This is a genomic window from Marinovum algicola, from assembly GCF_900109145.1.
In the GTDB taxonomy this organism is placed as follows: domain Bacteria; phylum Pseudomonadota; class Alphaproteobacteria; order Rhodobacterales; family Rhodobacteraceae; genus Marinovum; species Marinovum algicola.
On record NZ_FNYY01000022.1, the window covers coordinates 66,086 to 85,431 of the forward strand.

General features: G+C 64.0%; 21 protein-coding genes and 2 pseudogenes. 10 read left to right on the top strand and 13 right to left on the bottom strand.

All coding sequences use genetic code 11. The features are described 5' to 3' along the window. Positions 1 to 8 precede the first annotated feature (8 nt). Positions 9 to 371: an ArsR/SmtB family transcription factor gene (locus BMW90_RS21670; protein ID WP_074839154.1), complete on the top strand. Its 363-nt coding sequence runs from the start codon at positions 9 to 11 to the stop codon at positions 369 to 371. A 182-nt stretch (positions 372 to 553) separates the two neighbouring features. On the opposite strand, the gene BMW90_RS21675 is transcribed toward BMW90_RS21670, so the two are convergent. Together BMW90_RS21675 and BMW90_RS21680 are read right to left on the bottom strand one after the other, a co-directional pair. Further along, entirely contained in the window at positions 554 to 868 is a 315-nt protein-coding gene (locus BMW90_RS21675; protein ID WP_074839157.1) for a DUF6525 family protein, read from the bottom strand. 99 nt (positions 869 to 967) lie between these two features. Then, entirely contained in the window at positions 968 to 2,020 is a 1,053-nt protein-coding gene (locus BMW90_RS21680) for a Hint domain-containing protein (protein ID WP_074839160.1), read from the bottom strand. Between the two features lie 147 nt (positions 2,021 to 2,167). On the opposite strand from BMW90_RS21680, the gene BMW90_RS21685 reads away from it, so the two are divergent. Continuing rightward, positions 2,168 to 2,887, top strand: coding sequence for a hypothetical protein (locus BMW90_RS21685; protein WP_074839162.1), 720 nt, complete (start codon positions 2,168 to 2,170; stop codon positions 2,885 to 2,887). A gap of 3 nt (positions 2,888 to 2,890) precedes the next feature. Here BMW90_RS21685 and BMW90_RS21690 read toward each other — a convergent pair whose 3' ends face one another. Then, the gene (locus BMW90_RS21690; RefSeq protein ID WP_048533383.1) at positions 2,891 to 3,097 is read right to left on the bottom strand and encodes a SlyX family protein; all 207 of its coding nucleotides are present in this window, start codon (positions 3,095 to 3,097) and stop codon (positions 2,891 to 2,893) included. A gap of 117 nt (positions 3,098 to 3,214) precedes the next feature. On the opposite strand from BMW90_RS21690, the gene hisS reads away from it, so the two are divergent. The 3 genes from hisS to hisG are packed head-to-tail and all read left to right on the top strand — an operon-like array spanning position 3,215 to position 6,482. Beyond that, entirely contained in the window at positions 3,215 to 4,687 is a 1,473-nt protein-coding gene (gene hisS / locus BMW90_RS21695) for a histidine--tRNA ligase (RefSeq protein WP_074839165.1), read from the top strand. Continuing rightward, positions 4,687 to 5,787 (top strand): ATP phosphoribosyltransferase regulatory subunit, encoded by a 1,101-nt coding sequence (locus BMW90_RS21700; protein ID WP_074839168.1) that lies wholly within the window; start codon positions 4,687 to 4,689, stop codon positions 5,785 to 5,787. Before hisS ends, BMW90_RS21700 begins: the two co-directional genes overlap by 1 nt. Next, a complete protein-coding gene (gene hisG, locus BMW90_RS21705; protein WP_074839169.1) occupies positions 5,784 to 6,482 on the top strand; it encodes an ATP phosphoribosyltransferase in 699 nt (232 codons plus the stop codon). The genes BMW90_RS21700 and hisG overlap by 4 nt, the downstream gene beginning before the upstream one ends. 111 nt (positions 6,483 to 6,593) lie before the next feature. Here hisG and BMW90_RS21710 read toward each other — a convergent pair whose 3' ends face one another. Beyond that, complete coding sequence (locus tag BMW90_RS21710; protein ID WP_074839172.1) at positions 6,594 to 7,025, bottom strand: DUF1489 family protein; 432 nt, start codon at positions 7,023 to 7,025, stop codon at positions 6,594 to 6,596. Between the two features lie 118 nt (positions 7,026 to 7,143). On the opposite strand from BMW90_RS21710, the gene BMW90_RS21715 reads away from it, so the two are divergent. Next, complete coding sequence (locus tag BMW90_RS21715; protein WP_074839175.1) at positions 7,144 to 9,438, top strand: adenosylcobalamin-dependent ribonucleoside-diphosphate reductase; 2,295 nt, start codon at positions 7,144 to 7,146, stop codon at positions 9,436 to 9,438. An 817-nt stretch (positions 9,439 to 10,255) separates the two neighbouring features. Here the strand turns inward: BMW90_RS21715 and BMW90_RS21720 are convergent. Continuing rightward, positions 10,256 to 10,600 (bottom strand): hypothetical protein, encoded by a 345-nt coding sequence (locus tag BMW90_RS21720; RefSeq protein ID WP_074839178.1) that lies wholly within the window; start codon positions 10,598 to 10,600, stop codon positions 10,256 to 10,258. Between the two features lie 753 nt (positions 10,601 to 11,353). Here BMW90_RS21720 and BMW90_RS27305 point away from each other — a divergent pair. From BMW90_RS27305 to BMW90_RS21735, 3 genes and pseudogenes are all read left to right on the top strand, one after another. Next, positions 11,354 to 11,479 (top strand): annotated as a pseudogene (locus BMW90_RS27305) (multicopper oxidase domain-containing protein); the annotation flags it as partial. Between the two features lie 36 nt (positions 11,480 to 11,515). Further along, positions 11,516 to 12,535, top strand: coding sequence for a multicopper oxidase family protein (locus tag BMW90_RS21730; protein WP_211568993.1), 1,020 nt, complete (start codon positions 11,516 to 11,518; stop codon positions 12,533 to 12,535). 316 nt (positions 12,536 to 12,851) lie between these two features. Next, positions 12,852 to 13,769 carry an LAPAL motif-containing putative phage structural protein gene (locus BMW90_RS21735; RefSeq protein ID WP_074839180.1) on the top strand — a complete coding sequence of 306 codons (918 nt, stop codon included), beginning with the start codon at positions 12,852 to 12,854 and terminating at the stop codon, positions 13,767 to 13,769. A 211-nt stretch (positions 13,770 to 13,980) separates the two neighbouring features. Here the strand turns inward: BMW90_RS21735 and BMW90_RS21740 are convergent, their stop codons facing one another. Genes BMW90_RS21740 through BMW90_RS21765 form a run of 6 tightly spaced genes read right to left on the bottom strand, consistent with a single transcriptional unit; the run spans position 13,981 to position 18,095 of the window. Further along, entirely contained in the window at positions 13,981 to 15,327 is a 1,347-nt protein-coding gene (locus tag BMW90_RS21740) for a dihydrolipoyl dehydrogenase family protein (protein ID WP_074839183.1), read from the bottom strand. Between the two features lie 45 nt (positions 15,328 to 15,372). After that, a complete protein-coding gene (locus BMW90_RS21745; protein WP_074839185.1) occupies positions 15,373 to 15,735 on the bottom strand; it encodes a hypothetical protein in 363 nt (120 codons plus the stop codon). 4 nt (positions 15,736 to 15,739) lie between these two features. Next, the gene (merA, locus tag BMW90_RS21750; protein WP_074839187.1) at positions 15,740 to 17,152 is read right to left on the bottom strand and encodes a mercury(II) reductase; all 1,413 of its coding nucleotides are present in this window, start codon (positions 17,150 to 17,152) and stop codon (positions 15,740 to 15,742) included. A gap of 12 nt (positions 17,153 to 17,164) precedes the next feature. Beyond that, entirely contained in the window at positions 17,165 to 17,392 is a 228-nt protein-coding gene (merF, locus tag BMW90_RS21755) for a mercury resistance system transport protein MerF (RefSeq protein ID WP_074839189.1), read from the bottom strand. After that, the gene (locus tag BMW90_RS21760; RefSeq protein ID WP_074839192.1) at positions 17,389 to 17,685 is read right to left on the bottom strand and encodes a hypothetical protein; all 297 of its coding nucleotides are present in this window, start codon (positions 17,683 to 17,685) and stop codon (positions 17,389 to 17,391) included. The genes merF and BMW90_RS21760 overlap by 4 nt, the downstream gene beginning before the upstream one ends. A 14-nt stretch (positions 17,686 to 17,699) precedes the next feature. Further along, positions 17,700 to 18,095 carry a mercuric transporter MerT family protein gene (locus tag BMW90_RS21765; protein WP_074839213.1) on the bottom strand — a complete coding sequence of 132 codons (396 nt, stop codon included), beginning with the start codon at positions 18,093 to 18,095 and terminating at the stop codon, positions 17,700 to 17,702. Positions 18,096 to 18,171: 76 nt separating this feature from the next. On the opposite strand from BMW90_RS21765, the gene BMW90_RS21770 reads away from it, so the two are divergent. Then, positions 18,172 to 18,588 (top strand): MerR family transcriptional regulator, encoded by a 417-nt coding sequence (locus BMW90_RS21770; RefSeq protein ID WP_074839194.1) that lies wholly within the window; start codon positions 18,172 to 18,174, stop codon positions 18,586 to 18,588. A gap of 140 nt (positions 18,589 to 18,728) precedes the next feature. Here BMW90_RS21770 and BMW90_RS21775 read toward each other — a convergent pair whose 3' ends face one another. Then, positions 18,729 to 19,088 (bottom strand): hypothetical protein, encoded by a 360-nt coding sequence (locus BMW90_RS21775; protein WP_074839197.1) that lies wholly within the window; start codon positions 19,086 to 19,088, stop codon positions 18,729 to 18,731. 38 nt (positions 19,089 to 19,126) lie between these two features. After that, positions 19,127 to 19,346, bottom strand: a pseudogene (locus BMW90_RS26895) (hypothetical protein); the annotation flags it as partial.

Consider the following 19,346-nt stretch of genomic DNA (forward strand, 5'->3'; position numbering starts at 1 on the left):
AACATAACATGTCAATCGACGATAAATTTGATGCCTTGTTCAAGGCGCTTGGCCATCGGGCGCGGCGGCGCATCCTCGACCTGATCAAGGACGGCCCGAAGACCACCGGCGCCCTTTGCGAGGCGCTGACCGATCTCGACCGCTGCACCGTGATGCAGCATCTTTCGGTGTTGGAGAAAGCCGGCCTGGTGGTTGTCGAGCGGCGCGGCCGGGAACGCTGGAACCATCTCGATGCCCTCCCGATCCACGACGTTCAGAAGCGCTGGATCGGGCCTTATGCGGCGCACGCGGTCAGGATGCTCGCGGATCTGGAGGCGCTGGCCGAAACCGAGGCAAGATCGGCGGGCGCTGCCGACAAGAGCAAAGTCTGAGTTGCAGCAGAAAGCCCGAACAGGGTGACCGGTCTGCTGTGTCCGCACGCCGGCCTTAAATAGGACGCGCCCACGCGGAAATCTGCGTGAGCCATCGCTCGGTAACACGCCGACCGTGTTGCGCCGGCGCAGTCGCGATGCTCCGCATCCGGTACGGGGCTCCGGCTCTTGGTGCGGGCTTCTTATGACGCGCGGTGGCCGGCGCGGGCAGGTGGACACCCGGGATGTCCCGGCCCCCAGACCTGATGCGCATCCCGGGTGACCAGCCGCTGTTGCAGGGCATCAAGCTCGCGCAGGGCCAGTTGCGGCGTCCCGGTGCGGGCGAGCGCCCGGTCGTAGGCGCGTCGCGCGGATTTGGCGCCCCAGGGAAGCACCGCCGACGCCAGCCAGCGCCGCAGCTCGCGCGGCAGGTTGTCATAGGCGCGCATCGGATCGGCGCGGTGCCGCCGGCGCCGCAAGGAGGTATCGCCGGAATTGCCGGGCGGGGTCTGGGTCATGAAAGGCCGTGTCGGAAGGATTGTGTTCCGATACGTAATGTAATAACGTAACTTCAGTCAAGCCGCGAAGAGACCCGGGCAATGCCGGGTCTCGGGCGCTCAGGCCGCGCGGTGTTTCAGAACCGCAAATTCGCTGGAAGTCAGATTGCGCCGGGCATAGGCACCGTAAGCCTGCGGATCGTGCTCGACCTCGGGCAGCCCGGCGATCAGCCGGGCGCGGTCCTCTGCGTCCAGGGTCGAGAGCTGGGCGCTGGCCGGATGGAAGCTCTCGGTTTCCAGGCCATTGGCCCAGAGGATCTCGTGCCGGGGCAGCAGCAGGTGCACATAGGTCACCTCGCGCGCGGCATAATCGGTCTGGGCGCAGGGCGTGTCGGCCAGATCGCGGGCGGCCACCAGAACCTCGGGCGTGTTGAACAGCGCCTCGATCTCGGCGCCGCGCAACAACAGCCGATGCTGCGGCGAGACCAGAAAGCTGGTTTCGGGCCTGTCGGTGCCGAAGGCGCCGGCGAAAATCCGCACCGGGCGCAGCTCGGGCATGGCATAGAGCCGCGCGCCCGTCATCCGCCGCGCGCCGGTCCAGAGCACCTCTTGCGGGCCATTGTCGCGCGTCAGAACCCGGTCGCTTTCGCGCAGTTCCTCGACCGGACGGGGGCCATCATGGGTGTCTATCAGGGTGCCGGGGGTAAAGCAGATGACGCCGGGGTCGTCGGCCTCGGCGCGTTGTTGATGCGCCAGGTCGAGGCTCACCACCCAAAGCGGCATGTCGCGCGGCGGCATCTCGCCCACAAACATCAGCAGGCGTTCGCGCCCGGCCGGAATCACCGTGATCGCATAGCTTCTGAGCCCGTCGGTGACGACAAAGCAGCTCTCGTCCGCCGGCGCCGGTCTTGCCTCGGGGGGTGTGCTCTGCTGTCCGGTGAGTGCCGTGCCCACCAATCGTTGTACCTTGCGTGCCGCGCGTTTGCGCAGCGCTTCGTTTCCGTCCGCTCCCTCGAGCCGCAAGACATCATTGGGGCCATCGACGCACAAAGCGTCGCCCTGCCAGCTCCAGCCTGCACCGACCCTCAGGGATGAGAGTGATGCCGCGGCGAAACCGTCGATTTCTGTCTGCGACCAGGAGATGACAAACGTGCCGCGATAGCCCGCTTTCATTCCCAGCTCTACCTCAATTATATTTTTATTGCCTCATCTATACCAAGGTTTCCGTGGTTTGGAAATGCGTAAGCCATGCGCAGGAAACAGCCGTTGCAATCTTGCCGAGACTGGACGGACGGCCCCCGCCTGGGATATGCCCGCGCCATGAAACACGCTGTCGCTTTCAGGGCGCTGGCCTTGGGGGCCGCGCTGATCGGGCTCTCGGGTTGTGGCGATCCGCTGTCGGGCGTCGACCGCCTGTCCGATCTCGAGCTGGCCGAGGATCCGCCGGCCGCCGTCGCGGCCGCGCCGACGTCGCCGAACGAGCCGGTGGCCCGCCCGGGCCTGTTCAGCCGCATGCTGGGCGGCGGCGGGGCCGGGCGTGAAGCGCCGCCCTCGGTGCCGGCCGGAACCTTGCTGTCCTTCGGCCAGGTCAAGCCGGTCTGCGATCTGCCGCGCGACAAGCGCGGCGCCGAGATCGCGGCCTTTCCCGAACCGCGTGCCGCCTATCGCCTTTATGACAGCGCGCCGGGCAAGACCACGCCGCATCCGTTCTACATCACCGGTTTCGACGATGGCTGCGCGCGCACCTTTACCGCCGCTGTCGCCATGTTCGGGGCACCGGGCATGCATGAGATGCTGCGCTATGGTCTGCCGGCCGAGGTGCATCCCTATTCCGCCACCGACACCGCCTATGAACAGATCAAATCGCGGATCTGTCGGGTGGCCAGCGGCAAGCCCTGCGGCGAGCGGGTGAGCAAGCTCGAGAAAGACACCGTCTTTGTCAGCGCCTACGAGCGATACGGCGACAATGCCACCTGGTTCGAGATGTTGCTGCACCGCGGCGACGTGATCGAGACCGACGTCAAGAGCGGCGGCACCTGAGCCTCAGTAATGCGGCGGGCGTTCGTCGCCCAGCACCACGCCGCCGGGCTGCTCCGACTGGCGTTCGGCCTCGCGGTGCATCAGCATGTCGACCTGCTGGCGCAGGCGGGCGATTTCGCCGTCCTGTCGGGCGATCACGTCTGACATGTCATCCATCATGCGGATCAGGTGGGCGAGGCGTTCTTCGACGCTGAGCAGGGGATCGGTCATGGGGTGGGTTATAGCGCAATGGCGGGCGGTGTCGCGCTGAAATGCAGGGGCGGGGCGCTTGCCCCTTGGCGGCCTTCCGGCTACACGGACGCGCGAGAAGAGAACCCGGAGCCTGCCATGGCCAAGCAGAAGAAACAGCCCCGCCCCAAGGCGATCACCCCCAAGGGATTTCGCGATTACTTCGGGCATGAGGTCACCGAGCGGGCCGAAATGCTTCAGACCATTGCCGGGGTGTATCATCGCTACGGGTTCGATGCGCTGGAGTCGTCGGCGGTGGAAACCGTCGAGGCGCTGGGCAAGTTCCTGCCCGATGTCGACCGCCCGAACGAGGGGGTCTTTGCCTGGCAGGAAGAGGATGAGAGCTGGCTGGCGCTGCGCTATGACCTGACCGCGCCGCTGGCGCGGGTCTATGCGCAGTACCGCAACGATCTGCCGACGCCTTACCGCCGTTATGCCATGGGCCCGGTCTGGCGCAATGAAAAGCCCGGCCCGGGGCGGTTCCGCCAGTTCTATCAATGTGACGCCGATACCGTCGGCGCGCCCTCGGTGGCAGCGGATGCCGAGATCTGCGCCATGCTGTCGGACACGCTGGAAGCGGTGGGGATTGCGCGCGGCGACTATGTGGTGCGGGTGAACAACCGCAAGGTTCTGAACGGTGTGCTCGAGGCGATGGGCGTGGCCGACGATGGCCAGCAGGCCGCCGTGCTGCGCACCATCGACAAATTCGACAAGGTGGGTGAAGCCGGTGTGCGCGAGCTGCTCGGCAAGGGCCGGCTCGATGCCTCGGGCGCCTATATCGATGGGGTGGGCCTGGCTGAAGAGCAGGCCGAACCGGTGATCGCCTTCCTCACCTCCAAGGGCGCCGATGCCGAGGCGACGCTGGCCAACCTGCGCGCCGCCGTAGGCGAAAGCGCGGTGGGTGCCGAGGGCGTCGCCGAGCTGGAACAGATCGCCGCGCTGCTGGCGGCGCAAGGCTATGGCCCCGACCAGATCGAGATCGACCCTTCCGTGGTGCGCGGCCTCGGCTATTACACCGGCCCGGTGTTCGAGGCCGAGCTGACCTTCGAGATCACCGACGAAAAGGGCCGGCCGCGGCAGTTCGGTTCGGTCGCTGGCGGCGGGCGTTATGACGATCTTGTCAAGCGCTTCACCGGCCAGGCGGTGCCTGCGACCGGCGTCTCGATCGGGGTCGACCGGCTGCTGGCGGCATTGCGCGAGAAAGGCCGGGTGCAGAGCGCCGAGCGCGGCCCGGTGGTGGTGACGGTGATGGACCGCGACCGCATGCCGGAATACCAGACCATGGTGGCCGAGCTGCGTCAGGCCGGCATCCGCGCCGAGGTCTACCTCGGCAACCCCAAGAACTTCGGCAACCAGCTCAAATACGCCGACAAGCGGCAGTCGCCGGTGGCGGTGATCGAGGGCAGCGACGAGGCGGCGCGCGGCGTCATCCAGATCAAGGACCTGGTGCTTGGCGCGCAGATCGCGGAAAATGCCACGCTCGAAGAGTGGAAGGAACGGCCCTCGCAATTCGAGGTGCCCCGGTCCGAGCTTGTCGCCAAGGTGCGCGACATCCTGAAGGCGCAGAGCTGATGCCGGAAAGAGCTGCGATCATCGAGGAAGCCCAGCGGCTGCGCGCTGGGTTCGAAGCTTCGGGCGCCAAGGTCGTGCAGACCCCGGTGCTGCAACCCGCCGAGACCCTGCTCGACCTCTATGGCGAGGATATCCGTGGCCGGGCCTATGTCACCGCCGACGCGCTGCGCGGCGAGCAGATGCTGCGGCCGGATTTCACCGTGCCGGTGGTGCAGATGCACATGGACGCGATGAAAAACGGCGCGGTGGAGCCGGCACGCTACACCTATTCCGGCGCGGTGTTCCGCCGGCAGGACGAGAACCCGGAGCGCGACAGCGAATATTTGCAGGTCGGCTATGAGGTGTTCGACCGCTCGGAGCCGGCGCTGACCGAGGCGGATGTCTTCGTGCGGATCGCCGGCGCGCTGGGCGATCTGCCGCTGCGTGCCGCCACCGGCGATATCGGCTTGCTGAAGGCCGCGGTCGAGGGGCTCGACACCACCGAACGCCGCAAGGCGGCGCTGCGCCGTCACATCTGGCGCCCGCGCCGCTTTCGTGCGCTGCTCGAACGGTTTGCCGGCCGCAGCCCGGCGCCGGCCAGCCGCGCCGCGCTTCTGGCGCAGGCGGATCCGATGGCGCGCATGGGCCAGCACGTCGGGCTGCGCAGCGAAACGGAGATTGCCGCGCGCATCGCCGGGCTGCGCGAGGATGCCGAGACGCCGCCGCTTTCGGTGGCGCAGGTCGATCTGATCGAGGCGCTGCTGGCGGTGCGCGAGACGCTGCCGCATGCGCTCGAGCGGCTGCGCGACATTGCCGTCGATCTGCCCTGGGTGGCGCATGCGGTCGACCGGCTGGCGGCGCGCTGCGAGGCGCTGGCCCGGCGCGGGGTGGACATCGACGGGCTGGAATTCGAGGGCAGCTACGGCCGCACCTCGATGGAATATTACGACGGTTTCGTCTTTGGCCTCTATGCCGAGGCGCGCCCCGACCTGCCGCCGGTGGCCACCGGCGGACGCTATGACGCGCTGACCGCGGCGCTGGGCGGCGGCCGGTCGATCCCGGCGGTGGGCGGGGTGATCCGCCCCGGCCTGGTGTTGAAGCTCTCGGAGGGCCGGCGATGACGATCAAGCTGGGGGTGCCGTCCAAGGGGCGGCTGATGGAAAAGACCTTCGACTGGTTCGGCGCCCGCGGCGTGACGCTGCAACGCACCGGTTCCGAACGCGAATATTCCGGCGCCGTGACCGGGGCCGAGGGCGTCGAGCTGGTGCTGCTTTCGGCGGGCGAGATCCCGCGCGAACTGGCGGCCGGGCGCATTCACCTCGGCGTCACCGGCACCGATCTGGTGCAGGACAAGCTGCCGATCTGGGAACAGCAGGTCGAGCCGCTGGCCGAACTGGGATTTGGCCATGCCGACCTGATCATCGCGGTGCCGGCCTGCTGGGTCGATGTCACCACGCTGGACGATCTCGATGCCGCCGCCGCCGCCTTTCGCGCGCGCCACGGCTTCCGGCTGCGGATCGCCACCAAGTATCACCGGCTGGTGCGCGAGTTCCTGCGCGAGGTCGGGGTCGCGGATTACCAGCTGGTGGACAGCCAGGGCGCGACCGAGGGCACGGTCAAGAACCTCACCGCCGAAGCCATCGCCGATATCACCTCGACCGGCGAGACGCTGCGCGCCAACCACCTGAAGATCCTGTCGGACGGACTGGTGCTGAAATCGCAGGCGACGCTGTTCCGCGCCCGCGGCGCGGCGCTGGACCCGGGCGACCGCAAGGCGCTGGACGGGCTGCGCGAGACGCTGGGGCTGGGCGGCTAGGTTTCCGGCGGGGCGCGGTGCGCACGGGTTGTCTTGCGTTCACGCCACGCAGGCACTGGGGGCGCTGCCCCCAGACCCCCGGCGGTATTTTCAAAGAGAAGAAGACCGGGGTCAGAGCACGCCGATCTCGGCCAGCGCGGCGTTGAGGCTGGCGGGCAGGGGGTCTTCTTTGCGGGCGCGATCCGACAGGTCGGCCGGGGCGTCCGCGGCGGTGAGATAGCGCCAGCCCTGGAAGGGGCGGCGCGGCATCGGCGTGGTGCGGGTGATCTCGGGATCGAGCACAATGCCGCAGCGCGGAATGCCGTCCTGGCCGATGACCTCGTCAAGCCGGATCACCCGTTGGCGGGCGAGGCAGACGCCCTTGAACACCCAGTAGAGCGAGCCGCCGGCGAGCAGTTCTTCTGCCCGCTTGGGCCACATGCGGGTGACATGGCGGGGCAGCTTGTCGGGCAGGTCCCTGCGGCGCTGGGCCTGCCACCGGGCAAGATCGTCGGGCGTTTCGGTGCCGACACAAAGTTTGATAAGATTGATGTGGTCACTCATGCGAATCCCGCCCCCTGCGGTCCATCTATTGTAGGCCGGCCTCGGGCGGCTTCAAGTTGTTGTGCTGTTCTCTAGTTATCGGTATCTTGGACACCTTCTGAAAAAAGGGAATCGCCCCATGACCCGCTTTGCCGCCCCGATCGCCGAACAGATCTGGGATATGAAATACCGTTTTAAAGAGGCGGACGGCACGCCGGTCGATCTCTCGGTCGAGGATACCTGGCGGCGGATCGCCCGCGACATCGCCCGCGCCGAGGCCGAGCCGGAGCTGTGGGACGCGCGGTTTTACGCGGCGCTGGAGGATTTCAAATACCTGCCGGCCGGGCGGATCACCGCCGGGGCGGGCACCGCGCGGTCGGTGACGCTGTTCAACTGCTTTGTCATGGGCACCATCCCCGACAGCATGGGGGGCATCTTCGACATGCTGAAGGAAGCCGCGCTGACCATGCAGCAGGGCGGCGGCATCGGCTATGATTTCTCGACCATCCGGCCCAAGGGCGCCGGTGTGACCGGGGTGGCGGCGGATGCTTCGGGCCCGCTCAGCTTCATGGATGTCTGGGATGCCATGTGCCGCACCATCATGTCGGCCGGGTCGCGCCGGGGCGCGATGATGGCCACCATGCGCTGTGACCACCCGGATATCGAGGATTTCATCGGCGCCAAGCAGGATGCCGCGCGGTTGCGCATGTTCAACATGTCGGTTCTGGTGACCGATGCCTTCATGGCGGCGGTCAAGGCGGACGGATCCTGGGATCTGCACTTCGATGGCAAGGTCTATCACACCATCCAGGCCCGCGACCTGTGGAACCGGATCATGAAGGCGACCTATGAGTACGCCGAGCCCGGCGTGATCTTCATCGACCGGATCAATGCCGCCAACAACCTGAGCTATGTCGAGCAGATCGCCGCCACCAACCCCTGTGGCGAGCAGCCGCTGCCGCCGTATGGCGCCTGCTTGCTGGGTTCGATCAACCTGGCGCGGCTGGTGAGTGATCCGTTCTCGGACGCCGCGCATATCGACGAGGCGGCGCTTGATACGCTGGTCGCCACCGCGGTGCGAATGATGGACAACGTGGTCGATGTCTCGAAATTCCCGCTTGAGGCGCAGGCGCAGGAGGCCGCGGCCAAGCGGCGGATCGGTCTCGGGGTGACCGGGCTGGCGGATGCGTTGCTGATGAAGGGGCTGCGCTATGGCTCTGACGCGGCGGCGGCACAGACCGAGCGTTGGCTGAAGCGGATTGCCCGTGCGGCCTATCTGGCCTCGGTGGAGCTGGCCAAGGAGAAGGGCGCCTTTCCGTTGTTTGATGCCGAGAAGTTCCTGGCCAGTGGCACCATGCGCGCCATGGACGAGGACGTGCGCGCCGCGATTGCCGAACATGGCATCCGCAATGCGCTGCTGACCTCGATCGCGCCGACCGGGACGATCTCGCTTTATGCCGGCAATGTCAGCTCGGGGATCGAGCCGGTCTTTGCCTATCGCTACACCCGCAAGGTGCTGCAAAAGGACGGCACGCGGACCGAGGAGGAGGTTGTCGATTACGCGGTGCAGATGTGGCGCGAGATGAAGGGCGATGCCCCGCTGCCCGACTATTTCGTCAACGCCCAGACGCTGGCCCCGTCGGAACATGTGAAGATGCAGGCGGCGGCGCAGAAGTGGGTGGACAGCTCGATCTCCAAGACGATCAACTGTCCCGAGGACATCTCTTTCGAGGCCTTCAAGGACGTCTACATGCAGGCCTATGAGACCGGCTGCAAGGGCTGCACCACCTATCGGCCGAACGATGTGACCGGGTCGGTGCTGAGCGTGGCGGAGAGCACGGAAAAGGTTCCGGCGGAGGCCCCGGAGCAAGTCCGGGGCGCGGGGGGGCAGGATGCCGAGGTGGTCTATATGTCCGAGCCTCTGGATCGGCCGCAGGAGCTGGAGGGATCGACCTACAAGCTTAAATGGCCCGACAGCGAGCATGCCATCTATCTGACGATCAACGATATTGTCTTGGGCGGCCACCGCCGGCCCTTCGAGGTCTTCGTCAATTCCAAGAACATGGAGCATTTCGCCTGGACGGTGGCGCTGACCCGGATGATCTCGGCGGTGTTCCGACGCGGGGGCGACGTGTCTTTCGTGGTCGAGGAGCTGAAGGCGGTCTTCGATCCGCGTGGCGGCGCTTGGGTGCAGGGCAAATACATCCCCTCGATCCTGGCCGCGATCGGCGGCGTGATCGAACGCCACATGATCGCGACCGGCTTTCTCGAGGGCGAGGGGATGGGGTTGAAAACCGATCCCACGGCCAAGGTGGTGGGGCTGGAAAGCGGCACCCGCGGCAAAGCTTGCCCGTCCTGCGGGCAGTTCGAGATGCGGATGATCGAGGGCTGCATGACCTGCGCGTCTTGCGGGCATAGCAAGTGTAGTGGTTAAAAGGCTTAGTCCAGTTGCTTTGTGTGCCGCCAAGCAAAGTTTCCACTTTTTGGGCAGTTTCGCGCACATTTTACAAGAAATCCGCGCCCATTGACGAGCAGGCCGGGGACCGACCGCGTCGAGGCCGCGTCACTGCTTCACAGACGTAGGCCGGGCTGAATACCAGAGCAAGTTATCGACTCCCAGCCAGAGAACAGAAAAAAGGCCGCGGGTTCTCCGCGGCCTTTTCAGGTTCTGATCTCAGCCTTCTTTCAGACGCTCAGCTCATCCTAAGCGAATGGCGTCCGTAGCTCAAAAGTTAGACAATGTCGGTGCCAGCGCTCCGGCCTCGGCGACTACGGTCGAAATTTTCGAGCGCTGTCCGTGCACTGAGCAGATCGGTAGCGCGCCAAGTTCGGCGAAGAAATTCGTCGAGGCAATCGAGCAGGGTTTGGGCCCGTCGTCCGGGCTCGGTTCCGCCAACCGTGTAGGGATCACCTTCGTCTGTATGGCAGAGCGTCGGAGCCCCTCCCAACTCTCGGATCAAAAACCGAAGACGGCTCGACACCTCGCTGCCCTCCTCCAATCCCGAAGGCGTCAGGAGCTTCTCTGGCGGCGCTTTGCATGCGCGATCCAATGCAAAGCGAATTGAAAGGGGAAGGTCATCGCGGACATCGAGAACCGCGTCTCGAAGGCGGCGCTGCCATCCAATCAGGTCTGCAACCTGCTGTTCGATTCCGTCGCATTCTTAGTGGACTTGAGCGGCATTTTCTTCTCCTCATCGGGTGCCGACAGTGTGCCAACACGTCAAGCTGGCGCACGAATGCGCCAGAAAGGCTCACGCGGGGATGTCCGCCGTTTGCGCTCGGGCGTGCCGCAACCCATCGAGAAGCAGACAGATATCCTCAACGACAGGATCAGAAGGATCGATGAGTGCAAAGCGCTCCGCTTCCACGCTGTCGAAATCCTGGACTTTCTCCAAGCTTAGTAGTTCTTCCAAAGCGCCGAGCTCCCGTTTCAGCCGGGAGGTGAGCGGTGGGGCAAGGCTCATATCGTCGATGAGACGATGGACGCGCGCTTTCGCGACCGGTCCGCCGAGAAGCGAAGCCGACGAGCAGATCGCCGCCGCGTTGGCGAGAACAAAGGCCGTGTGGGGAGGCGTGAAATAGAAGTCACGGGGCATAGGAAATCTCCTGGCGGGTGCCGACCCCAGATGGTCGGCGTCAAGGTTCCCACGCCTCGCCTCGGCGCTGTAATCGAGATATTGGCTTTTCTGCCAAAGACGAAAATCTCCGACAGACTTTTTTTTATTTTATCGGTCTGGGGGTGTATCTTCTACCGAGGTAGGTGAACGCACGGAGGTGGCTCATGCGGGGTCGCAGAGGCCCCTTGTGAGCCCGCTCTCCACAACGAACCTGTTGCTTCCGTGGAACGCGGCCGGCCCAGCCCAGATGTTCGCCACGTCAACAACCAAAGACCGCTGGATTGCTCCTTCGCGTCATTGGTTTACCGCGTGCTTGGAGACGCCACACACTGGAAACACACGTCACCGGTTAGACATCCTGTAGCCGAAGCTATCTAAAGAGTGGGCCATAGCGCTTCGGAAAAATTTAGGAGCCAACGATGCACCGACGCGATTTCCTGCAATCTTCCGCTGCCGCTATCGCAGCGCCCGCCTTGGTAGGACGCGCGCATGCGCGGCCGATAGCCGGTGCCATATTGCCGATCCCGCCGCTGATGGATGTCGGAGAGGGCGCTGGCAACCTGCTGGAAGCCGTAAAGGGGAGGCACCGCTTCGCCGAAGGGGTCGAGACGCGGACGCTGGGTTGGTCTCAAGATCACTTGGGGCCGACCTTACGGATGCAACGCGGCCGAACGGCGCGGCTGACCGTCCAGAACCCGTCTGGACAAGGCTGTCACGGCGCATTGGCATGGCCTGCACGTTCCGGGCTGGCAGGACGGCGGCCCCCATTCCCTGATAGGCCCGGAGAAGAAGCTCGAGCAGGCGCTGGACATCGATCAGCCGGCGGGCGCCTTCTGGTATCACTCGCACCCCCATGGCCTTACCGGCGACCAGGTCTATCGTGGGCTCGCCGGCATGCTCCTGATCGAGGACAGCGAAGCGGCCTCCGGCATCCTGCCCTCGGACTACGGTATCGATGACTTCCCCCTCATCATTCAGGACAAAGCTTTCACCCGCAGAGGCGCACTGGACTACGACGACGACGGCATGGCCGCGATGCAGGGCTTCAGAGGTGACCGGATCAGCGTGAACGGTGCGCTGGAACCAGTTGCCCGGGTCCCGCAGGGGTTGGTTCGCTTCCGCCTACTGAACGCGTCGAACTCCAGGGTTTACATCTTCAGCTTTGACGACGGCCGGCGGTTCCACCAGATTGCGAGTGATGCCGGTCTCCTGCCGGCGCCCGTGCAACGCGGGCAGCTTCAGCTTGCTCCGGCCGAACGAGCGGAGATCCTTGTCGAATTCTCGGACGGAGTCGGCGCGCGCCTCGTGTCACAGGACGTCCAGGTTCAGATAATGGGCGGCATGATGGGGGGTGGCATGATGGGCTCCATGATGGGCGGAAACTCCGGAGCAGATACTCGAAACGGCGTCTTTCGCATCCTCGATATCGAGGTCGACCACAACCAACCGGCCGCCCTCAACGCACTGCCGCAGGAACTGCGTGGCGCACACCTTCCGGCATTCGGTGAGCCAGTCCGCCGGCGGCGGTTTCAGCTCAACATGATGATGGGCATGGGGATGATGCGGGGCGTGTTCGGCGGCCGTCCGAAACTCGGCATCAACGGACAGACATATGATATGGACCGCATCGACCAGGACCTGCGCTTGGGCGAAACCGAGGTATGGGAAATTACTGCGGACATGATGTCCCACCCCTTCCACGTCCACGGGGCCTCGTTCCAGGTGCTAAGCCAGAACGGCCGACCCATTGATTTCGGCGAAACGGGTATGAAGGATGTGGTATGGGTGGAGAACAGCGCTGAGATCCTCGTGCGGTTCGACAAACCGGCGACCGCAGAGGCGCCGTTCATGTATCACTGCCATATCCTGGAGCATGAGGATTCCGGCATGATGGGCCAATTCACTGTCAGCTGACGGCCGATAGCCACCACCCATGGCATGGCCTGTTGCTGCCTTGCAGCTTCCCCGAACCGGTCATCCATGGCGTCGTGCAGCTTGTTCTGCCAAGCCAAGGTGAGCATCGCGGACGAAGTCGACGATCGCTCTTCCACCCGAAACTGGCCTGCAACGCTCTGCAAGTTGGGCAGTGACCTGTCGTTCGCTGTGCGGAAAAGCGCTCAAAATCTCAAGATTTGCTTTGAAATCCCCGCTGGGCTAACAATGCCCAAAAAGCCTGCCTCAGCTTTGGTTACGCTTAGCTTTGAGTATGGTTTAGAGGTGAGCAGTGCTTATGACAAAAGCCCGGTTTGAGATAGCCTTTGAAGGCGATCCATTTGATGACGGTGAGATCGATGTTCGCGATCTGGCGCCTACTCTCCTCGCATTCGGCAACGTTGTTCAGGCGGCCAACAAGGTGCTAAACGGCGATCGCGCCGATGCTCGCCTCAAGGTCGCGGCAACAGATCAGGGTTCCTTTGTGGCTGCGCTCACGATGGATGTTGGATGGCTCACAGACATGCTGGACGCCGTGAACGCCCATCCCCAGCGCGTCGTCGCCGCCGACCAGCTGATGGACCTGCTGATCAAGGCGGGAACTATTTTAGGCGCTCCATTAGGCCTTTTTGCCGCTGTAAAGGCACTGAAAGGCAAGCGCCCCGAGAAGGTTGAGTCTCGAGGGGATGGAACCACCGAAATAACGATCAACCAGACGACCTTTGTTGTCGACGATCGCACTGTCGCTCTGTTGCAGGACCTACCCACGCGGGAGGCCGTTGAAGACCTGGGCGCTAAGGCAGCACGTGTAGATGGCCTTGACTACCTTCGCATCGGTGCTGACAGTGAAGAAGAGAAAGCTGTTCGCCTTGCTCGCACGGACCTTCCGTCGTTGAAGGTGCCGCCGGAGCCGGATGAGCCGGATACCGAAATCACCCACCGTGACGCCTGGCTCAAAATTGTCTCCGTCCATTTCCGCGATGGATACAAGTGGCGTTTCTCGGACGGTGGCGAGCGTCCATTTACTGCCGAAATGGAAGACGCCGAATTCCAAACCAAAGTGCAAGAGGGCCTTGTGGCCCTCAATGCCAATGACGCAATTCGCTGCCGTTTGAGAGAAGAGCAGTCTCTGTCTGCGTCCAGCTTGCTCAAGATCATTTATGTCGAAGAAGTTTTAGAGCACCGCCCCGGCGCGCGCCAGATGAATTTGCTCTGAGACCGCTCTGCGTTCATATGGTATGGTGCCAAATGACAGTGGTCTGCGCGTGGCTACAAATATAGATCAGTGCATAATTCATTTATAAGGGCTCGGAGTGAGCCTACGGCGTGGTAGCTGGGGGGGGAGTCCGTGGTAAACTTCTGGTGCCCGTCGCTGTCGGCCCCTTAACCGACATTGTTGGATCGCGCAGCTAAGGGCCGCTGGTCTCTCAGAACATCGACCCGATATCAGATGCCCCTGTCGGGTAGGCTGCCGGCATGGCCTTCACCTGCGCTGCCGTCAGCTCCAGCTTGATTGCCAGGGAAAAGACGTTGATCAGCTCGGCGTAGTCAGGACCGAACATGTGGGCGCCGAGGATCTTGCCGTCCTTGGCCGTGATGATCTTCGCACCGGCATGTGTTTCACCGATGCGCTTCTGCGAGAACCAGCCCGAGGTGTCGGTGAAGCTCACCTCCACATCACCCATCTCTCGCGCCTCTTCCTCGAGCAGGCCGACCCGCGCCAGCTCGGGAATGGTGAACACTACACTTGGCACCCCAGCGTAGTCTGGCTCGGTCCTTTTGTTCTTGAGCATATTCGAAGCAGCGATCTTGCCTTCGAAGACGGCGACCGGGGTCAGCGGCTTTCCTGGCGAGGCGGCAGCGTCTCCGGCGGCGTAGATGCGTGGGTTCGACGGAGATTGCAGCCAGGCCGCAACCTTCACGCCACCGTGCTCTGTTTCGATACCGGCAGCCTCAAGGTCAAGATGGTCGATGGCGGGCACCCTACCTGCACCGTGAACGACGAGATCGGCTTCAATGGAATGGCTCTGCCCGGCCTTGCGGTAGAGCACGCGGTGCGCCCCAACCGTATCCTCAACCCGCTCCATTTCGGCCTCGGCCGCGATCTCAATCCCGGCTTCGCGGCTCCGTTCGAGCAACATCTCTACGAGGTCGGGGTCGAACATTTTCAGTTGGCGCGCGCCGCGGTCGAGGATTGTCACCTCAGCTCCCGCCCGCGCAGCGATATGGGCGAATTCGAAGGAGATGTAGCCGCCACCGACGAAGACGATCCGGCGCGGCAGCTCGGCGAGGTTCAGGAAGTCGGTGCTGTCGATCAGTCGCTCTTTTCCAGGAAAATCCAGCGGCCTCGGCTTTGCGCCCGTAGCAATCAGCGCGTGGCGGAAAGCGATCTCGCCGTGACCGTCGATCTCAATCCGGTCCTCGGCGGTGAAGCGCGCGCGGCCATGTAGCGTTTTCACCCCGGCTTCTGTCAGCCCACTTTCCATGCTCTCGGGCACCGGGTCGGTGAAGCTCTCCTTGTGCTTCATCAGGGCTGGCCAGTCGATCCGGGTGCCTCCAGCGACGCCCTTGCCTTCGAGCAGCCGCACGGCCTCCACCGCCTCGGCGCCGGCGCGCAGCATCTTCTTCGGGTCGCAGCCCCGGAGTGCGCAGGTGCCGCCATAGGGCAGCTCGTCGACGATGGCGACGGACCAACCCGCCTGGCTACATTTTTTCGCGGCGTTGATCCCGGCCATGCCGGCGCCGATGACGATCAGGTCGAGTGTCTCGGTCATATGTGCTCCTCGTTCATGCTTATCAGTCTGGGGCCGCTTACGCGTTCAACGATAGCGACCCATCAATCGTTCACTCAGCCCCCAGATCGCCATAGTGCCTCCACCCGTCGCAATGCCGAGCCAACGCCAGCCGTCCTCTCCGAGCGGCACCAGCCCCGTGCCATAGCCCAGCACAGGGAGCGTCATCGCCAGCAGGAAGGGCCCGGTGTAGCGGCAATGGACCCGGCCACAGCGCCGGGCATTGAACAGGCAGGCACTTCCCATCCACGCCAATGCCAGCAACCAGATCCCCATCTTGGGTCCATCGGGCAGTGGAATCGCCAGCACCATGGCACCTATCGGCAGCCACCAGGCGAGTGCGGCGCCGAGGGCCGAACCGAGGAGGTCGCGTTTCGATCTGCCGCTCATGCCTTCATCCTGCGCAGCAGCTGAGCGCTGCCACGTCCTTCTCGAAGGTCTGGGCCGCAAGCTTCAGCCCTTCCACTGTCGTGAGATAGGGCATGATGGTATCGCCCAGCTCCTCGTAGGTGAGCCCGGCTTTCAGCGCCATCGCTGCGGTCTGGATGCTGTCTGCGCCCTCAGGAGCAAGGATCTGCGCCCCCAGCAGGCGTTTGCTGCCTGCCTCGGCCACCAGCTTGATCAGCCCGCGCGTGTCGCGGGCGGCAAGCGCGCGCGGAACGGCGTCGAGCGGCAGGACCGAGGTGAGGATCTCGTGTCCAGCGGCGCGGGCCTGTGCCTCGCTCAGTCCCACGCCCGCCACCTGCGGATCGGAGAACACGACCCAGGGCATCGTGCTGTTATCGTAGCTGCGTGCCTCTCCCGCCACCGCGTTCCGGGCGGCGAGCTTGGCGCCGTAGGCCGCCATGTAGACGAACTGGTCACGGCCGATGACGTCGCCTGCGGCCCAGACACAGGGGTTGGAAGTGCGCATCTGCGCGTCCACCACGATGCCGCCGCGCGCGTCGGTCTCGATCCCGGCCGCGCCGAGGTTCAAGCCATCACTGTTCGGCACCCGCCCGGTGGCAAGCAGCAGCCGCTCGGCGCCGAAGTTCTCACCCCCGTTAACAGTCAGACGTAGGCCGTGGCCGTCGCGCATCACGCTCTCGTAGCCGGCGACCCGCTCCAGTCGAATGCCCTCGGAAGCGAGGTAGCCCTCCAGTGCTTCGGAGATCTCGGGCTCAGCCTCCGGCAGCACGCCGCGGCGGCTGACCAGGGTCACCGCGACACCGGCACGGGCGAAGAGCTGCGCAAGCTCCACGCCGATATAGCCCGCACCGAGGACCAACATTGAGGCGGGCAGAACGGTGAGTTCCAGCGCCGAGGTGCTGTCGAGGGCGCCGATATCCTCAATGCCGGGGATCGCGGGCGCGTGGGGACGCGATCCGGTGGCGATGACGATCTTCGCTGTCGGGAACGCCGCGCCGTCTACGGTAAGACTGCCTTTGTCGTCGAACCGGGCGCGACCTTCAATGTAGTCCACGTTCTCGTGCCGAGGCAGCACGTCGGCGTATTTTGCCGCGCGCAACTCCTCCACGAGCGCCTGCTTTTGCGCGACCGTCGCAGTCCAATCAGTCACGCTGGCTTCGGCACTGATGCCGTCAAACCGATTGGCGGCGCGGGCGTGGTGAGGGCCCTCCACGGCGCGGATCAGGGCCTTGGAGGGCACGCAGCCCACGTTCACGCAGGTCCCACCAATCGTCCCATCGCCAATCAGCGCGACTCGTGCCCCGGTTTCGGCGGCGGTAATGGCGGCGGAAAATCCAGCCGACCCGGCGCCGATCACAGCGAGATCGTAACCGCCCTTGCGCGTGCAGCAATCTTTCATATCATCCTCTCTTCAGGTCCTGCGTTGGCGGCGCCAGAGCGCGTAAAGGGTGATGCCGACGAACACCGCCAGCGCCGGCAGAAGCACGAAATCGAGCCAGCCCAGCATGCCCGAAAGCCCGACCGCGCCCAGCAGGACCAAAAGGACCGGGGTGAAGCAGCACAGCGCCACCAGGACGGTGCCGATCAGCCCGTATTTCAGCAAGCGGTCGTCCTTGGGGTGTGTCTCGCGCTCGCTCACGAGCCGTCTTCCGGGGCCAGTGTTGCGCCATAACCCACGCCGGTGACGGCGGCGATAAGCCGGGCCGGGCCGGTGACGGCGTCATCATAGTGCAGGACGTAAACGCCATCCTCGGCCTCGCCCTCGAGGAATTCCGCGATCTCCACAGTCTCCACGCGCTTGAGCGCAGTGGCGACGATATAGCTGCACGAGGGGCAGGTCAGACCAGTGACGTGCAGGCGGGTCTCGGCTTCGGCTGCAACGATCGCGGTCGGCGAGATCCAGAGGATGGCAGCGAGTAACACTTGTCTCATGATGGGCTCCGATATCAGAAGGTCAGGATGCGCGGCGCGACATAGGGAAAGACCAAGGCCAGCAGCACCACGGCCAGCGCGCCCCAAAGCAGTCCGCGCATCAGGCCGCGATCCACCGGGCGCGCGCAGGCCCCGGTGCCACAGTCCTCGGCAGACACAGGTCGGTAAGCCTTCCAGAATCCATAGCCGAGCGCCGCCAAGGCGAAGGAGAGGGTTACCCACTTGTAGGCGTAGAGCGCTGTGAGTTGGCCGATGAAGACCCCGGTGACGCCAAGGCTAACCAGGACCAGCGGCAGGATGCAGCAAGAGGTCATCGCCAGCGCCCCGAGCACCCCGGCGCCAGTGGCTGTCCATCCGGTCCTGTCAGGCCTATCCTCCGTCTGAGGTTCTGCCCCGTTCGTCTTCACCATCATCTTGTCGCCCTGTTGTCGTTCGATAACTGACAAGATAGGGTCTGTAGTAGCTACAGGATCAACGAGAAATCATATGCCCGACGATCACGCCCTCGCGAGCGACCTCAAGCGCTCCGATCTCGCCAGGCTGACGGGCTGCAACCTCGAGACGATCCGCTACTACGAAAATGTCGGCCTGATGCCCGATCCGCCGCGCACCGCGTCAGGTCATCGACGCTACGGACCGGCGCATGTGGAGCGGCTGCACTTCGTGATGCGCGCACGGGATCTTGGCTTTACCATGGAAGAGATCCGCGGGCTGCTGTCTCTGGTCGATCGCGGCAGTCACACCTGCGCCGAGGTCGAGCGGATGGGGCGCCACCATCTCGAGGTAGTGCGCGACAAAATCCGCGACCTCCAAGCGATCGAGATCGTGCTCGCTCAGACAATCGCACGCTGCACCGGCTCGGACACACCAGATTGCCCCCTGCTCGACGTCCTTAGTGCGTGACAGACCAAGTCGGAGTAATCAGAAAGCTCGGTGGAATAGCTGTCATACACGCGAATTGCAGCGAACGGCCGTTGTCCGCGCACCTCGCGCCTTGATGCCGAGGGCAGCGAACGGTCGCACTCCGCCGTTTTGCTCAGGACTCAAGGTTCGAGCGATCGTCCAATGCCAAAGTCCTCAAGTTGCGTGTAGTCGGGCGGATTATTTCCGCGGGTGAGCATAGTATCTATGAAGGGCCCGCTGGACCCGGGGATTCTTGGGTGACCAAGGTATGTTGTGCCTTTGTTAAGTTCAGTTCGGTGAAACTCCCACAGGAGGAGGGTGTAGTCGAACAACCAGGTGATCGCCATGAACAACCACTCCGACTCTTCAGGAGTGATATCCTTCAATGAGTCGATCGGTAGCACACCTTGCATTAGTTCAATGAATTCTTCCTCACTTACGCTACCACCGTCCTTCACCACACGAGCAAGTTCGAGCAGGTCAATATTTCCTCCATGCATTTTCACCTCCTGAGTTTGGCTTCGTAGAGCGATGTTCCCTATTTCAAGAGAGCCCATAGGCCACGATGTTTTGTGACCGAAACCCGTAAGTGCTTCTGGCGCTGGCTACACCAAGGATGGCCGTCGCAGACGATGCCGATGACATCCTCATGATCCTTCAGGGTTTCACTATCCATTGAATGGAACGAAGCCACCGGCTTCCAGCCGGTCCGCTTCAGCTGACGAATGAGGGCTCCCCCGGGATTTGAGACCGCCCGA

Excerpts from the sequence above, each read along its gene's own strand:
- hisG (WP_074839169.1), top strand. The coding sequence starts at position 5,784 with ATGACGATCAAGCTGGGGGTGCCGTCCAAGGGGCGGCTGATGGAAAAG.
- BMW90_RS21670 (WP_074839154.1), top strand. The coding sequence starts at position 9 with ATGTCAATCGACGATAAATTTGATGCCTTGTTCAAGGCGCTTGGCCAT.
- BMW90_RS21700 (WP_074839168.1), top strand. The coding sequence starts at position 4,687 with ATGCCGGAAAGAGCTGCGATCATCGAGGAAGCCCAGCGGCTGCGCGCT.
- BMW90_RS21770 (WP_074839194.1), top strand. The coding sequence starts at position 18,172 with ATGCCCGACGATCACGCCCTCGCGAGCGACCTCAAGCGCTCCGATCTC.
- BMW90_RS21675 (WP_074839157.1), bottom strand. The coding sequence starts at position 868 with ATGACCCAGACCCCGCCCGGCAATTCCGGCGATACCTCCTTGCGGCGC.
- BMW90_RS21715 (WP_074839175.1), top strand. The coding sequence starts at position 7,144 with ATGACCCGCTTTGCCGCCCCGATCGCCGAACAGATCTGGGATATGAAA.
- BMW90_RS21735 (WP_074839180.1), top strand. The coding sequence starts at position 12,852 with ATGACAAAAGCCCGGTTTGAGATAGCCTTTGAAGGCGATCCATTTGAT.
- BMW90_RS21740 (WP_074839183.1), bottom strand. The coding sequence starts at position 15,327 with ATGACCGAGACACTCGACCTGATCGTCATCGGCGCCGGCATGGCCGGG.
- BMW90_RS21765 (WP_074839213.1), bottom strand. The coding sequence starts at position 18,095 with ATGGTGAAGACGAACGGGGCAGAACCTCAGACGGAGGATAGGCCTGAC.
- BMW90_RS21775 (WP_074839197.1), bottom strand. The coding sequence starts at position 19,088 with ATGCATGGAGGAAATATTGACCTGCTCGAACTTGCTCGTGTGGTGAAG.
- BMW90_RS21730 (WP_211568993.1), top strand. The coding sequence starts at position 11,516 with ATGCTCCTGATCGAGGACAGCGAAGCGGCCTCCGGCATCCTGCCCTCG.
- hisS (WP_074839165.1), top strand. The coding sequence starts at position 3,215 with ATGGCCAAGCAGAAGAAACAGCCCCGCCCCAAGGCGATCACCCCCAAG.
- BMW90_RS21720 (WP_074839178.1), bottom strand. The coding sequence starts at position 10,600 with ATGCCCCGTGACTTCTATTTCACGCCTCCCCACACGGCCTTTGTTCTC.
- merA (WP_074839187.1), bottom strand. The coding sequence starts at position 17,152 with ATGAAAGATTGCTGCACGCGCAAGGGCGGTTACGATCTCGCTGTGATC.
- BMW90_RS21680 (WP_074839160.1), bottom strand. The coding sequence starts at position 2,020 with ATGAAAGCGGGCTATCGCGGCACGTTTGTCATCTCCTGGTCGCAGACA.
- BMW90_RS21745 (WP_074839185.1), bottom strand. The coding sequence starts at position 15,735 with ATGAGCGGCAGATCGAAACGCGACCTCCTCGGTTCGGCCCTCGGCGCC.
- BMW90_RS21685 (WP_074839162.1), top strand. The coding sequence starts at position 2,168 with ATGAAACACGCTGTCGCTTTCAGGGCGCTGGCCTTGGGGGCCGCGCTG.
- BMW90_RS21760 (WP_074839192.1), bottom strand. The coding sequence starts at position 17,685 with ATGAGACAAGTGTTACTCGCTGCCATCCTCTGGATCTCGCCGACCGCG.
- BMW90_RS21690 (WP_048533383.1), bottom strand. The coding sequence starts at position 3,097 with ATGACCGATCCCCTGCTCAGCGTCGAAGAACGCCTCGCCCACCTGATC.
- BMW90_RS21710 (WP_074839172.1), bottom strand. The coding sequence starts at position 7,025 with ATGAGTGACCACATCAATCTTATCAAACTTTGTGTCGGCACCGAAACG.